The 14,293-nt window shown below is 39.0% G+C and carries 11 protein-coding genes and 1 pseudogene; 9 read left to right on the plus strand and 3 right to left on the minus strand.

Translation table 11 applies throughout. The features are described from left to right. Positions 1 to 43: 43 nt before the first annotated feature. Positions 44 to 2,152, minus strand: a complete 2,109-nt coding sequence (gene recG / locus F0919_RS05515; protein WP_150031706.1) for an ATP-dependent DNA helicase RecG — start codon at positions 2,150 to 2,152, stop codon at positions 44 to 46. Between the two features lie 159 nt (positions 2,153 to 2,311). Here recG and F0919_RS05520 point away from each other — a divergent pair, with 159 nt between their 5' ends. The 3 genes from F0919_RS05520 (at position 2,312) to F0919_RS05530 (ending at position 5,115) form a co-directional block, all read left to right on the plus strand. After that, positions 2,312 to 3,301: a hypothetical protein gene (locus F0919_RS05520; RefSeq protein WP_150031707.1), complete on the plus strand. Its 990-nt coding sequence runs from the start codon at positions 2,312 to 2,314 to the stop codon at positions 3,299 to 3,301. Positions 3,302 to 3,319: 18 nt separating this feature from the next. Further along, positions 3,320 to 4,327 carry a T9SS type A sorting domain-containing protein gene (locus F0919_RS05525; RefSeq protein WP_150031708.1) on the plus strand — a complete coding sequence of 336 codons (1,008 nt, stop codon included), beginning with the start codon at positions 3,320 to 3,322 and terminating at the stop codon, positions 4,325 to 4,327. Positions 4,328 to 4,401: 74 nt separating this feature from the next. Next, entirely contained in the window at positions 4,402 to 5,115 is a 714-nt protein-coding gene (locus tag F0919_RS05530) for a Crp/Fnr family transcriptional regulator (protein ID WP_190277276.1), read from the plus strand. Between the two features lie 23 nt (positions 5,116 to 5,138). On the opposite strand, the gene F0919_RS05535 is transcribed toward F0919_RS05530, so the two are convergent. Continuing rightward, the gene (locus F0919_RS05535) at positions 5,139 to 6,107 is read right to left on the minus strand and encodes a KpsF/GutQ family sugar-phosphate isomerase (protein WP_150031710.1); all 969 of its coding nucleotides are present in this window, start codon (positions 6,105 to 6,107) and stop codon (positions 5,139 to 5,141) included. A 61-nt stretch (positions 6,108 to 6,168) separates the two neighbouring features. Next, positions 6,169 to 6,741, minus strand: a complete 573-nt coding sequence (locus tag F0919_RS05540) for a hypothetical protein (RefSeq protein WP_150031711.1) — start codon at positions 6,739 to 6,741, stop codon at positions 6,169 to 6,171. Between the two features lie 246 nt (positions 6,742 to 6,987). Between F0919_RS05540 and typA the strand changes: the two genes are divergently transcribed. The 6 genes and pseudogenes from typA to F0919_RS05570 all read left to right on the plus strand — a co-directional run bounded on the left by typA (position 6,988) and on the right by F0919_RS05570 (position 14,277). Continuing rightward, positions 6,988 to 8,793 carry a translational GTPase TypA gene (gene typA, locus F0919_RS05545; RefSeq protein ID WP_150031712.1) on the plus strand — a complete coding sequence of 602 codons (1,806 nt, stop codon included), beginning with the start codon at positions 6,988 to 6,990 and terminating at the stop codon, positions 8,791 to 8,793. Between the two features lie 158 nt (positions 8,794 to 8,951). Then, a pseudogene (locus F0919_RS05550) lies at positions 8,952 to 9,329 on the plus strand (peptide chain release factor-like protein); the annotation flags it as partial. 324 nt (positions 9,330 to 9,653) lie between these two features. Continuing rightward, positions 9,654 to 10,859 (plus strand): serine palmitoyltransferase, encoded by a 1,206-nt coding sequence (gene spt / locus F0919_RS05555; RefSeq protein ID WP_150031714.1) that lies wholly within the window; start codon positions 9,654 to 9,656, stop codon positions 10,857 to 10,859. A gap of 165 nt (positions 10,860 to 11,024) precedes the next feature. Beyond that, positions 11,025 to 12,164 (plus strand): hypothetical protein, encoded by a 1,140-nt coding sequence (locus tag F0919_RS05560; protein WP_150031715.1) that lies wholly within the window; start codon positions 11,025 to 11,027, stop codon positions 12,162 to 12,164. A gap of 253 nt (positions 12,165 to 12,417) precedes the next feature. Next, positions 12,418 to 13,743 carry an inositol-3-phosphate synthase gene (locus F0919_RS05565; protein ID WP_150031716.1) on the plus strand — a complete coding sequence of 442 codons (1,326 nt, stop codon included), beginning with the start codon at positions 12,418 to 12,420 and terminating at the stop codon, positions 13,741 to 13,743. 87 nt (positions 13,744 to 13,830) lie between these two features. Continuing rightward, positions 13,831 to 14,277, plus strand: coding sequence for a phosphatidylglycerophosphatase A family protein (locus tag F0919_RS05570; protein WP_150031717.1), 447 nt, complete (start codon positions 13,831 to 13,833; stop codon positions 14,275 to 14,277). The last annotated feature ends 16 nt before the right edge of the window (positions 14,278 to 14,293 follow it).

Here is a 14,293-nt window from a genome sequence, read left to right on the forward strand (position 1 = left end):
ATATCCAAATGTTTTTACAGAAAATATTATAAGACAAAAAACATTAGCTGATCTTATTCCATTGCTGTACCTGCTTATTGCGGCTATGATGAATTTGTATTTGTAATGCTCTGTGCATTGGCTGCTCCAACATAGGATCATTATTCAGGATGGTTTGAGCCGCTACTTTTGTTTCTTCCATTATTTCCACATCATGTATGATGTCTGCTATCTTAAAGTCCAGTGCACCGCTTTGCCTTGTACCATAAATATCACCGGGTCCGCGCATTTTCAGATCTTCTTCTGCAATAACAAAGCCATCCGAAGTCTGCGTCATTATAGACATACGTTGACGGCTTTCTTTCGATATCTCAAAACCGGTCAGTAAAATACAATAACTCTTTTCACTACCACGACCAACACGTCCGCGTAGCTGATGCAATTGCGACAAACCAAAACGTTCCGAACTTTCAATAACCATAACCGAAGCATTCGGAACATTAACACCCACTTCTATGACGGTCGTAGCCACCAGAATATGCGCATCGCCGCTTACAAAACGATGCATATTGCGTTCTTTCTCGTCTAAAGGCTGTTTGCCATGCACCATTGCTACTCTGTATTTCGGGTCAGGAAACCAGGCCTTTACTTGTTCATAACCTGCTTTCAGGCTTTCATAATCCAGCTTTTCGGATTCTTCAATAAGAGGGTAAACGATATAGATTTGCCTTCCCTTTTCAATTTCATTTTTCAGGAATTGCATCACTTTCGGCCTGAAATTTTCACTCCTGTGAATGGTTTCAATCGGCTTTCTTCCCGGAGGCAATTCATCAATCACCGATACATCCAGATCACCGTAAACAGTCATCGCTAAGGTACGCGGAATGGGCGTTGCAGTCATGACAAGCACATGGGGCGGATGGTCGTTTTTTGTCCAGAGTTTCGCTCTCTGCGTCACACCAAAACGATGTTGTTCATCAATAATAGCCAGACCAAGATTTTGGAATTTGACGGTATCTTCTACCAATGCATGGGTGCCGATAACAATAGGTATAACGCCTTTTGCCAGTCCTTCCAATACTTGTTTGCGCTCTTTTCCTTTAACAGTTCCGGTAAGTATAGCAACCGGAATATGCAGCGGGGCAAGTAATTCTTTAATTCCCTGATAGTGTTGTTGGGCAAGAATTTCGGTAGGTGCCATTAAGAGCGACTGAAACCCGTTATCCCATGCCAGAAGCATAGACATCAATGCTACCATGGTTTTCCCGCTTCCTACATCGCCCTGCACCAAGCGGTTCATCTGCTTACCGCTGAAAGTGTCCTGCCTTATTTCCTTGATGACACGCTTTTGTGCATTCGTAAGGCTGAATGGTAAATGATTATTAAAGAATTCGTTGAAATGCGCCCCCACATTAGGAAATATAAAACCAGCCTGTTGGTGATGGTTCAGCTTTAATTTTAAAATTTTCAGTTGCGACAACAATAATTCTTCCCATTTCAAACGCCTTTCCGCATGCCATTTGTGCTTTTCGGATGCGGGAAAATGTATCTGTCTGAATGCCTCAAAACGTGGCATTAATTTATAATGCTGCAATACATCGGCAGGTAAAATTTCAGGAATACTTTGTTCATTTATTTTTTCAAATAAACCCTGCATCAACTTTGCAAATGAACGGTTGGTAACACCTTTAGCCTTTAATTTTTCTGTGGTTGAATAAACAGGCTGCATACTGTTTACAGGTGCAGAAGCATTGAACAACTCAATCTCCGGGTGCGATATATTTGCATTTCCGTTAAAGAAACTCAACTTGCCGAAAACATTGTAAACGGCATTTGGCTGAATGTTTTTCTGTACGTAGCTGCCACCCTGAAACCAGATTAATTCAATACTGCCCGTTTTGTCGTAAAGTGTTGCCGTGTGCCGTTTGCGGAAAGATTGTCCTTCTTCTTTAAAATTGAAAATAACACCACGCAGTTGTACATACTCGTGCTCATGTGTAAGTTCACTTATGTTTGTTATACCCGCAGTATCTATATATCTCATCGGGAAATGCTTCAGCAAATCGCCGTAGGACTGTATATTTAATTCTTTAAGCAATAAGGCACCCCTGAGCGGGCCTACGCCTTTCAGAAATTCAACGGGGGTATCTAATATGTTGTTGTTGAGAGTCAAAATCTAAGCCCCAAAAATAGAAAAGAAAACAGAGTTATTTTGTTTTGTACAATAATCACAAGTTTAATTGGCCTGATTTTCGATAAGCTGTTGTACTTCAAAGCAAATTGATTGATTATTCTCAATTAATGATAGCAACGAGCATCTATTTTGCTATAAATGTCGTGTAGCCGACATTCCGAAGAAAATGAGTTCTATAGCTTTACGATTATGAATGGCTTAAATAAAATTATCGGCTTTTTTTCATGGAGCGTTGCGGTTATCATGTTTAGCTGTGATGCACATGCTCAAGGTTGCTCCGATGCAGGTTTTTGTACTGCAGGCGCAATACAGGCATCAGATAATAAAAATGAGTCAAAATTTAATGCTGTAGGCTTAGGCATGAATATAGCAAATGGCGAGAAGAAAACGGCTGTTTTGATACCGCAATTATCTTATACCAGAAATCTTAATCAGCATTCGTTTTTAGAGATAAGGTTGCCTTATTATATTGCTTCCGGAGATTTGGGGAATTATTCAGGTATTGGCGATCCGATTATTTCTTATACCAATAAATTTTTCGGTGAAAAAGATTTTCAGCTTTCTTTTACCGGAGGTATCAAAATAGGCTTAGGTAAAACAAATGCTATAACAACAAAGGATCATCCATTGCCAATGCCTTATCAGCCGGGCCTGGGCACTACGGATATTATTCTGGGCTTACGTGCCGATTATAAGAATTTCCTTTCGTTTGCTGCGGGTTATCAGCAGCCCTTGTTTCAATACAATAACAATGGTTACTTAAGCGCTCAGTATCCTGATGAACCGGAGGCTTACAAATCTTTTCCCGATTCAAGGCATTTAAGGAGGAAAGGTGATGCTTTGTTAAGAACTGATATTCATTTCGATGTCAGGAGATTTCGTATTACCGCCGGACCGCTGCTTATATATCATTTAGGAAATGACAAAGCGACTGATTTGAGCGGAACACAATTTGAAATTTCCGGCAGTAAAGGAATAACACTGAATGCCACCGCCGGATTGCAGTACGTAAACGAAAGAGTTACGTTACAATTACTGGCCGGTGCGCCCGTAATTGCTCGCAAAAGCCGTCCTGATGGACTTACGCGCAGCTGGAGCATTACACCCACATTTATTTATAAATTTTAATTCTTTAATACTGAAAATATGAAAAATATGAAAATTGCATCCGGGACTTTAATGGTTATGCTTATGTTTTCTTTCTCAAGCAAGGGACAGCAAGTAGATAAACAAGTGGTGGTAGAACACTTTACCAATACTTATTGTAGCGTATGTGCCAGCCGTAACCCGGGATTCTACAATAACCTTATGAACTTTCCACAGATTATTCATATCGTTTATCATCCAAGTTCGCCTTATGCATCCTGTCCTTTCAGTCAATATAACAAAGTAGAAAATGATGCACGTACTAACTTCTATGGAGTTTTTGGTGGCACACCACGTTTGGCTATTCAGGGAGCTCCCATTCCTGCCAGCGATAACTATGCAAATCCAACAATGTATGACGAGGCGTTAACAGGCAAAACGTCATTTGCCATGACGGCTGATCTAAAGCGGGAAGGCGGAAACATTAATTTGCGTATCGTAGTGAAAAAAGTGGATACATCTTCCGTTAATGCCTTGAGCTTATATGCTGTAGTTGTAGAAGACACTATAAATTTTACGGGAAACAATGGTGAAACATTGCAGCAGGATGTATTCCGTAAATCCTTTGCAGGAGCCGCTCCTACTACTTTTGCCGTTCCTGCAAATATTGGGGATTCTACAGTATATACGCAATCGATGGCTATTGATCCGATCTGGGAAATCAATCAGGTTTATGCAATCGGTATATTAAGTACTCCGGACAAAAAAATAGAACAGGCAGCCAGATCATTAAAGCTGACAGGTAATACAACAGGCATCGGTAAAATTTCTACTGAAAAGAACTTTAAGGTTTATCCGATACCAAATAATGGTAAACTATACATATCCGGGCCGTTCCATTCTGGTATGCACGCAGAAATCTGGAGCATTACAGGCAAATTATTAAAGACGGCTGCAATAAGTGCCAAAAACAATTTAATTGATATACATAGCCTGGCAAAAGGCAATTATATTTTGAAGATAAAAACGGAACATGGATTAGAGATAACGAAATTCAATCGTTTGTAATGGTTTTAGTTGTGTCTGCAAGTAAATAAAAGCATTTAGCCGTCGCAAATATTTGTATTTTTATAGCGATGAGCATGGAAAACCATTTACTTATAATCAGGCAAAATGATTTTTTGGCGCAGCTATCCGATGATGATTATGAGAATCTCGATATTGCGCATAATATCGTTTTGGCTGAAAAAAGCTCATATATTTATTTTGATGCACATCAGATTGATAAACTTTATTTTGTGAAAGAAGGGCTGGTGCGTATTGGTAATGTAGATAATGAGGGCAACGAATTTATAAGAGACATATTGCAGCCCGGAGATGTTTTCGGACAGGTGAATTTAATGCCGGATAACTTAAGGGGTGAGTTTGCACAAGCGTATAAAAGCGATGTAGCATTGTGCTCTTTTACAATACAGCGTTTTGAAAGGTTATTGGGACAACGTCCTGATCTTGCTATAACTTTTGCCAAAAAAGTTGGATTGCGTATGCGACGCATTGAAAACAGATTATTGAACCTGTTACAGAAGGATGTGCGTACCAGAGTACTTTATTTTTTCTGGACTTTGGTAGCCCAAAACGGCGAATCGGATTTAAATACTTTTGTTTTGCCTAATTACCTCACACACGACGATATTGCCCGCCTCACAGGTACCAGTCGTCAAACCGTAACTATGCTTATCAACCAGTTTGCGGCCGAAGGTTTACTTGAAGTAGACAGACAGACTATTAAATTGCATGACATTAAGCTTTGGAGAAAGAGGCCAAAATCGGATAAACAAAGCCTCCCTTATCGGTGAGGTTGTCAATATTACTGAAGTGCTTATATCAATCCCTCCCGCACCAAATCGTGTAAATGGATCATGCCGGCATAGGAATTATTTTCGGTTACTATGAGCTGAGTAATGTCATTTTCCCGCATTAACTCCAGTGCCTGTACCGCAAGTTCAGTAGCCTCAATGCTTTTGGGATTTTTACTGCAGATGTCTTTTGCTTTCAATGAAGAAGGATTGCTATTCGTTTCCAGCATCCGGCGTAAATCGCCGTCCGTAATGATGCCATATAATTTTCCATATTCAAGAACTGCTGTTGCACCGAGATATTTACCGGAAATTTCAATAATGATTTCACGCAACGAAGCAGTGGTTGTCACTTGTGGCTGTGCATTTTTGCTGCTCAAATCCTGTACTTTAAGATAAAGTCTTTTTCCAAGATTCCCTCCCGGATGAAACCTGGCGAAATCCCTGTCTGTAAAGCCTTTTAACTGCAATAAACTTACAGCCAGTGCATCGCCCATTACCAATTGCGCAGTGGTGCTTGTTGTCGGAGCAAGATTATTGGGACATGCTTCAGAATCGACTGTCGTATTAATGAAATGATCTGCGTTTAATGCCAGATAAGAATGGCTGTTTCCACAAATAGCTATAACCTTATTTCCGAAATTTTTAATAAAAGGCAGCAAAGCCTTTATTTCAGGGCTTTCGCCGCTTTTGGAAATCAGGATGACCACATCGTCCGGTTGTATCATGCCCAGGTCTCCGTGAATAGCATCAGCTGCGTGCATGAAAAGGGCAGGTGTACCTGTGGAATTCATGGTGGCTACTATCTTCTGAGCTATAATAGCGCTTTTGCCTATACCCGTAATAACAATCCTGCCTTTGGCTTTATGCATCAATGTTACAGCCTCGACAAAAGCTTCATCAACGAAGTCATGCATTTTTTGCATGGCATCAATCTCGCTTTGTATAGTGTCTTTAGCGTATTTACGGATGTTGTCGGAATATGGTAACATGTTGGCAAAGGTAAGGGCTGTAGATTAAACATAAAATTGCTGCTGTATATAATCCGGGAAGCTATTTTTCTATTATATAAACACTATTATCCGATTCAGAGCCACCTATCCTGAATGCAAGAGAGTCGGTGTTCATCTCTTTTCCATTTATTTTAATTTCAGTTATCTGATGAGTACATTGACAAGGAACAGAAGTTATTTTGTTGTCTGCTACCGATTGTATTTCTATATTCAATGTGTCAATTTTCCCGTCAGCAAACTGCAAATAAAAGTCATGAACCCCTGATTTTGCTACGATATTAAGGACATAATAAGAAGAAAAAATGCCCGGAGCTTTGTATTCCGAAACACCATCATAAGCATATGGTCGTTGTAACAGTACTGTATCATTGTACATTATGCTGTTTGGACTGTTTTTATCCTTATTTGGATCAGTTATTTTAATTCCATCCTGATAATAATACATTTGAACATCATTCATAAAGCTATCAGGATATGGCTGTCCGTGTTGTTTGACAGACAGATATAAATTACCGGGGTTAGGTGGGATTGGGTCGCAGCATTTATTGCAATTACTGCAACCTGATAACACTGAAAATAATAACAGAATTAAAAGCAAGTTTAAATTTTTCATATAAAATAGTTGGTTTATAATTTATTCAGACGATTACAAAGAAAATAACCTTTGGTAATCAATATTCTAATGTTATTAAAATTCTCAATACCCGTAATTATATCTTTCCATAAATCTAAACTATTTCGCTCTCAACTATTTTCCATACCTTTGCACCCTTTTAGAAGAAAACATTAGGGAAAAGGCTATTTTAATTTAATGGAAAAATAAACCAAAGCCTCTTTTTCTAAGCTTTATTTTGCATTTATGAATATACGCAACATTGCCATCATCGCCCACGTTGACCACGGCAAAACATCTTTGGTGGATAAAATTATCCATGCTACGCAGGTATTCCGTGATAATCAGGAAACCGGCGAATTGATTATGGATAATAATGACCTTGAGCGTGAGCGTGGTATTACTATCCTGAGCAAAAACATTTCTGTAACATACAAAGGCACAAAAATCAACGTTATTGATACTCCGGGTCACGCCGATTTCGGTGGTGAAGTAGAGCGCGTATTAAAAATGGCTGACGGTGTATTGCTATTGGTAGATGCATTTGAAGGTCCGATGCCTCAAACGCGTTTCGTGTTGCAAAAAGCTTTAGGTCTTGGTCTTCGCCCGATTGTTGTAATCAATAAAGTGGATAAGCCAAACTGTCGTCCGGATGAGGTTCATGACAAAGTTTTTGACCTTTTCTTCCAATTGGATGCTACAGAAGAACAATTAAACTTCCCTACTTTGTATGGTTCTGCTAAACAAGGTTGGTATAATACTTCATTAACGCAAACCGAAGATATCAATCCTTTATTGGATGCGGTATTGGAGCATGTTCCGGAACCTGCGGTTTCTGAAGGAACAGTTCAGATGCAAATCACTTCTTTGGATTATTCTTCTTTCTTAGGTCGTATCGCCGTAGGCCGTGTAGCTCGTGGCGTACTTAGAGAAGGTCAGAATATTCAATTGTGCAAATTAGACAGCAGCCTTGTAAGAGGTAAAGTAAAAGAACTTTACGTATTTGAAGGGATGGGCAAGAAGAAAGTAGCAGAAGTAGCTGCAGGTGATATTTGTGCGGTTGTTGGTATCGAAGATTTCCAGATTGGTGAAACAATCGCTGATTATGATAATCCTGAAGCATTGCCGGTTATCGCTATTGATGAGCCTACAATGAACATGCAGTTCAGCATCAATAACTCTCCTTTCTTTGGCCGTGAAGGTAAATTCGTAACCAGTCGTAATTTGCGTGACCGTCTTTACAAAGAATTGGAAAAAAACCTTGCATTACGTGTAAAAGATACAGATGATGCTGATAAATTCCTGGTTTATGGCCGTGGTATCCTTCACCTTTCCGTATTGGTAGAAACCATGCGTCGTGAAGGCTATGAATTGACAATTGGTCAGCCACAGGTTATCACTAAGGAAATTGACGGTGTTAAATGTGAGCCATTTGAAAATCTGGTTGTTGACGTTCCTGATGAATTTGCAAGTAAAGTAATCAATCTGGTTACAATACGTAAGGGCGAAATGCTGATAATGGAGTCTAAAGGCGAAATGCAACACCTTGAATTCGATATGCCATCCCGTGGTTTGATTGGTTTACGTTCACAAATGCTTACTGCTACTGCAGGTGAGGCTGTAATGGCGCATAACTTCTCCGAATACAAACCCTGGAAAGGTGTTATCCCCGGACGTAACAACGGCGTATTGGTAGCTAAACAAGGTGGTACTTCTACCGGGTATTCTATCGATAAGTTACAAGATCGTGGTTCGTTCTTTATCGATCCGGGTGAAGAAGTTTACGGTGGTCAGATTTTGGCAGAGCACATCAAACCGGGCGATTTAAGCGTGAACGTTATTGAAGGTAAAAAATTGACAAATATGCGTTCGAGTGGTACTGATGGTGCTGCAAATATCGCTCCTAAAATTCAATTGAGCCTTGAAGAATGTATGGAGTATATCCAACAGGATGAGTGTATCGAGTGTACGCCTCAAAGCATTCGTATCCGTAAAATTTATCTGGACGAAAACGATCGTAACAAGTATTCAAAAACACAAAAAGTTAGTTAGTTGTCAGTGAATAATTGATAGTCAATCGTAGAAAGTTTCTGATAAACGTATTCGCAATTGAGCATTCAAAATTCACTATTTACTACACATAATAATAGAAAAAGCTGCCCAAACGGTAGCTTTTCCTATTTATAGAGGGGCTTATGATTGATTTTTCATCAGAAATATTCTTCCGGACTGCCAGAAGCGGAGGAAAAGGCGGACAAAATGTGAACAAGGTAGAAACCATGGTGGAAGCATATTGGCAGGTGAGTTCGTCCGTTTTCTTTAATGCTGAACAGAAAATGATGATTGCTGAAAAGCAGCAAAACAGAATTAATTCGGAAGGTTTTTTGATTGTAAAAAGCAGTGAATCCCGCACTCAGTTAGCTAATAAGAAAATTGTATTGGGAAAAATACTGCTTCTGGTAAATCAGAGCATTGTAAAACCTAAAAAACGATTGGCCTCAAAACCAACTAAAACCATCATTCAGAAGCGCCTGGATGCCAAGAAAATGCTTGGTGAAAAGAAGATGCGCAGACGAAAGGATTGGTAAAATTTGGTTTATTGAGAAAAATTACTAATATTGTTGAATAGAAATGAGCCTTAAAAGCCTTCTCCGACCATTGAAAGGGAAGTAAACGATATCAGATGAATTTTTTATTAACTTTCGTTTAGGAAATTAATGATATAGAAACGGGTGTAAACAGTTGTTTAATTTTAATTTTGTACTTTATATTTTTAGATTGATTCAGAGAGAGATATTGCAGATCAGAAAGCTTGGTAGTAACAGGTGGAAAGAAATAAAACATCTCTAAAAACAAAAAAGGTACCACTAAATTAAATTTATATTAATTTAGCACCTTCAATTGGCCTTTACATGCAGAAACGGTTACAACAGAAAGTAGCAAGATATACCGCTCCGGCTCAAGCCAGGGAGCAGGGTATTTACCCTTATTTCAGACCAATATCATCGGGTCAGGACACAGAAGTTTATATTAACGGCAAAAGGGTATTAATGTTTGGTTCAAATTCATATCTGGGTTTAACCAATCATCCGAAGATAATTGAGGCGGCAATTGCAGCTACGCAAAAGTATGGTACCGGTTGCGCCGGTTCCCGCTTTCTGAATGGAACTTTGGATATTCATGAAGAATTGGAAAGGCGTTTGGCAGCTTATGTAGGGAAAGAATCAGCAGCAATTTTCAGCACAGGCTTTCAGGTAAATTTAGGCGCATTATCTTGTCTTACAGGCCGTAATGATTATTTGATATTAGATGAATACGACCACGCTTCCATTATTGACGGTAGCCGGTTGTCATTTTCCAAAGTAATAAAGTACGCTCATAATGATATGGCCGACTTACGCAAAAAGCTAAGTCAGTTGCCCGAAGATGCCGTGAAACTTATTGTGGTGGATGGTATTTTCAGCATGGAAGGCGATATTGTTAAGTTACCTGAAATGGTAGAAATTGCAGATGAGTTTGGCGCCAGTATTATGCTGGATGATGCACACAGTTTTGGTGTAATCGGAGACAAAGGTGCAGGTACCGCTTCTCATTTCGGACTTACAGATAAGGTTGATATTATTTCAGGGACATTCAGTAAATCATTGGCTTCCTTAGGCGGATTTATTGCAGCAGATAACGAAGTAATTGAATTTTTAAAGCATCATGCCCGTTCTTTGATTTTCAGCGCAAGCATGACGCCCGCATCTGCAGCCAGCGTAATGGCAGCGCTCGATATTATTGAATCTGAACCGGAACGCATTGAAAAACTTTGGGCTAATACCAATTATGCCATGAAGATTTTAAACGATGAAGGTTTTGATTTAGGCCCGACAGAAACGCCTATTATCCCGATTTACATCCGCGATAATATGAAAACCTTCAATCTGACCTGCGGCCTACAGGAACAAGGTGTTTTCGTAAATCCTGTTGTTTCTCCTGCTGTTCCACCCGATAGTACTTTAATTCGCTTTTCACTGATGGCTACCCATTCATTTGCTCAGATTGATGAAGCCTTGGGTAAATTAATCAGATTAGCAAAAGAATTAGGCATACAAACAATGAAAGAAAAAGTATAAATTATATTGTACTTGTCAGACCTTTAAATGTCAGACAAGTAATTTTAATAGAAAATGTCCTGTAAATTTTTTGCAGGACATTTTTTGTAGAATATCCGATCGTTAACCAGTTGCTATTTTCATGTAAATAGTAACAACATTTCATTTCTGTTTTATCTTTATGACATGATCCAGATTAAGCCAATCCAAAATAAGGGAAGTGAACTGCGCACCTTCATTGACTTTCCGCACGATTTATACAAAGACGACCCGTATTATGTGCCAGAGCTATTTATGGCACAACGCGATTTGCTTTCACCAAAACATCCCTTCTTTCTGCATGGAAGAATCCAGTTGTTTCTTGCTTATCAGGACAATAAGGTTGCAGGCCGTATTGCTGCCATTTTTAATGGTAACCACAACGATTTCAACAAAGTCAACGATGGCTTTTTTGGCTTTTTTGATGTTATCAACAATCAGGAAGTGGCAAATGCACTTTTGAGCGCCGCTGAAAAATGGTTGAAAGATCAAAAAGTCGATTCCATGATTGGTCCTGTAAATCATTCTACCAACGAAGCCTGTGGTTTATTGGTTGATGGTTTCGATTCCTCTCCCATGGTATTGATGACCTATAACAAACCTTATTACCTTCCCTTGTTGGAGCACTATGGCTTGACAAAGCAGGTAGACCTTGTTGCATATGCTTTATATGATAATGATTTGGGAGATAAGCCTGTTCGTTTGCAGGAAGCATTGACGCAACGCCTTGCTCAAAAAGGCATTACCATCCGTTCCTTTGATTTGAAGCATAATTTCAAAAGTGAGCTTGAAAAGTTCGGGAAAGTATACAATGCAGCATGGGATAAAAACATGGGTTTTGTGCCGATGACTGCCGAAGAATTTAATTTTATGGGTAAGGACCTTAAGATGATTGCAGATACCGATTTTTGCCTTGCTGCCGAGCATAATGGAGAAGTTGTCGGTATAGCGCTGTGTTTGCCCGATATCAATCAGGTTTTAAAGAAAATCAAAAGAGGCCGTTTGTTTCCTACAGGTATTTTCAAATTATTATTTGGCAGGAAAAAAATCAATGCGCTCAGAATTATTGCTTTAGGCGTAATGGAGCCTTATCGTAAAATGGGTATTGAAGCATGTTTTTATGCTACTATTATGAAAAACGGATTAGGAAAAGGAATAAAATTTGGCGAAGCTTCCTGGATGCTGGAACATAATGATATGATGAATAAGGCTATTGAGCACATGAACGGAAAACGATATAAGACTTATCGTTTGCTGGAAAAGAAACTCAATACTGCAGAAAATTAATTAAAAAGTAGAATTTCAGAAGGATAAAGGCTGCTTTCATGCAGCCTTTATTTTTTTATTTCAAAATAAATAAGCCTGAATTTCGTTTCTGTTTTTGAAATACAGGAAAAAATCAGTTGACTACTTCAACTTTTCTAAATAAGGCAATTGATAAAACTAATTAAACGTTTGTTTAAATGGTAGATTAATTATTATCTTTGCACCCTGAAAAGGAGAATACGAGTATAAAATATTTTATAATAAAACAATGAATATGGAAAATCAAGTAGCAGCAGCAAGTGGTAAGTTGGGCGTTCTGGTACCGGGTATGGGTGCCGTAGCCACCACGTTTATCGCGGGTGTAGAAGCAACCAAAAAAGGATTAGCAAAACCAATTGGCGCATTGACTCAAATGAGCAACATCCGTTTAGGTAAACGCACTGAAAACCGCTATCCGAAAATTAAAGATTTCGTTCCCTTGGCAAGTTTGGAGCAAATCGTTTTTGGTGGTTGGGACGTTTATAATGAAAATGTATATCAGGCTGCAACCAATGCGAAAGTTTTACAACAAACTCAATTAGATGCTATCAAAGCGGAATTGGAAGCTATTACCCCAATGCCTGCTGTATTTGACAGAGAATATGTTAAGAATCTTGACGGACAACACATTAAAGCAAAAGACACCAAATGGAACTGGGCATTAGCTTTGATGGAAGATATCAAAAATTTTAAAGAAAAAAATAATTGCGAACGCCTGGTAATGGTTTGGTGTGCTTCCACTGAGAAATACATTGAAACTACCGACATTCATGAAACTATTGAAGCATTCGAGGCAGCAATGCAGGCAGACGATGATCGTATTGCACCTTCAATGATTTATGCTTACGCGGCTATTAAAATGGGTGTTCCTTTTGCAAACGGCGCGCCTAACTTAAGTTGCGATATTCCTGCTTTGGTTGATTTAGCTAAAGAATTGGGCGTTGCAATTGCAGGTAAAGATTTCAAAACCGGTCAAACCTTAATGAAAACAATCGTTGCTCCCGGTCTTGCTGCACGTGCATTGGGCGTTAACGGTTGGTTCTCCAGCAATATTTTAGGTAACAGAGATGGTTTGGTATTGGATGATCCGGATAACTTCAAAACAAAAGAAGTATCTAAACTAAGCGTTTTAGAAGAAATATTCCAGCCTGAAGACAATCCTGATCTTTATGGTGAATTATACCACAAAGTTCGCATCAACTACTATCCGCCGCACGGTGATAACAAAGAAAGCTGGGATAATATCGACATCTTCGGATGGATGGGCTACCCTATGCAAATCAAGATCAACTTCCTGTGCCGTGACTCTATTTTAGCTGCACCGATTGTACTTGATTTGGCTTTATTTATGGATTTGGCACAACGCGCCAACATGAGCGGCATTCAGGAATGGTTATCTTTCTATTTCAAATCTCCGCAAACTGCCGAAGGTTTGAAACCGGAACATGATATCTTCAAACAACTAATCAAATTGCAAAACACATTACGCCACATGATGGGTGAAGATTTGATTACACACTTAGGTTTGGATTATTATCAGGATTTAGTAGAATCGTTGTAAATAATGGTTGAATTATCAGATGGTTGAATTGTTTCCATATTATAACCATCTGATAATTAAGCAATAAAACCATTAAACAATTAATCAATGAAACTAATCGCTTCCATTTTTGGAATTGGATATATACGCAAAGGCGGTGGTACGGTTGCTGCCGCCTTTGCTGTACTTATTTGGTGGCTTTTGTTTAAAAATATTGGCACGGATTTTGCTGTAGAGATAGGTATTACATTTTTAGTAACAGCATTAGGAGTCTGGGCAGGCAATAAAGTAGAACCCGAATGGGGGAAAGATAGCTACAGAGTTGTAATTGACGAAGTAGCCGGTATGTTTATCAGTCTTTTATTCATACCCCTTGATTGGAAATGGCTTTTAACAGGATTTGTATTATTCCGCTTTTTTGATATTGCGAAACCATTGTATATCAGACGTATGGAAGCCTTTAAAGGAGGCTGGGGTGTTATGCTCGATGATGTTTTGGCCGGCATTTACGCAAATATTGTTTTGCAAATCATCATTTTATTTGTGAATAAATAATCTCCGGTTCCCGGAC

The sequence above is a fragment of the Taibaiella lutea genome (assembly GCF_008629695.1).
Classification (GTDB): domain Bacteria; phylum Bacteroidota; class Bacteroidia; order Chitinophagales; family Chitinophagaceae; genus Taibaiella; species Taibaiella lutea.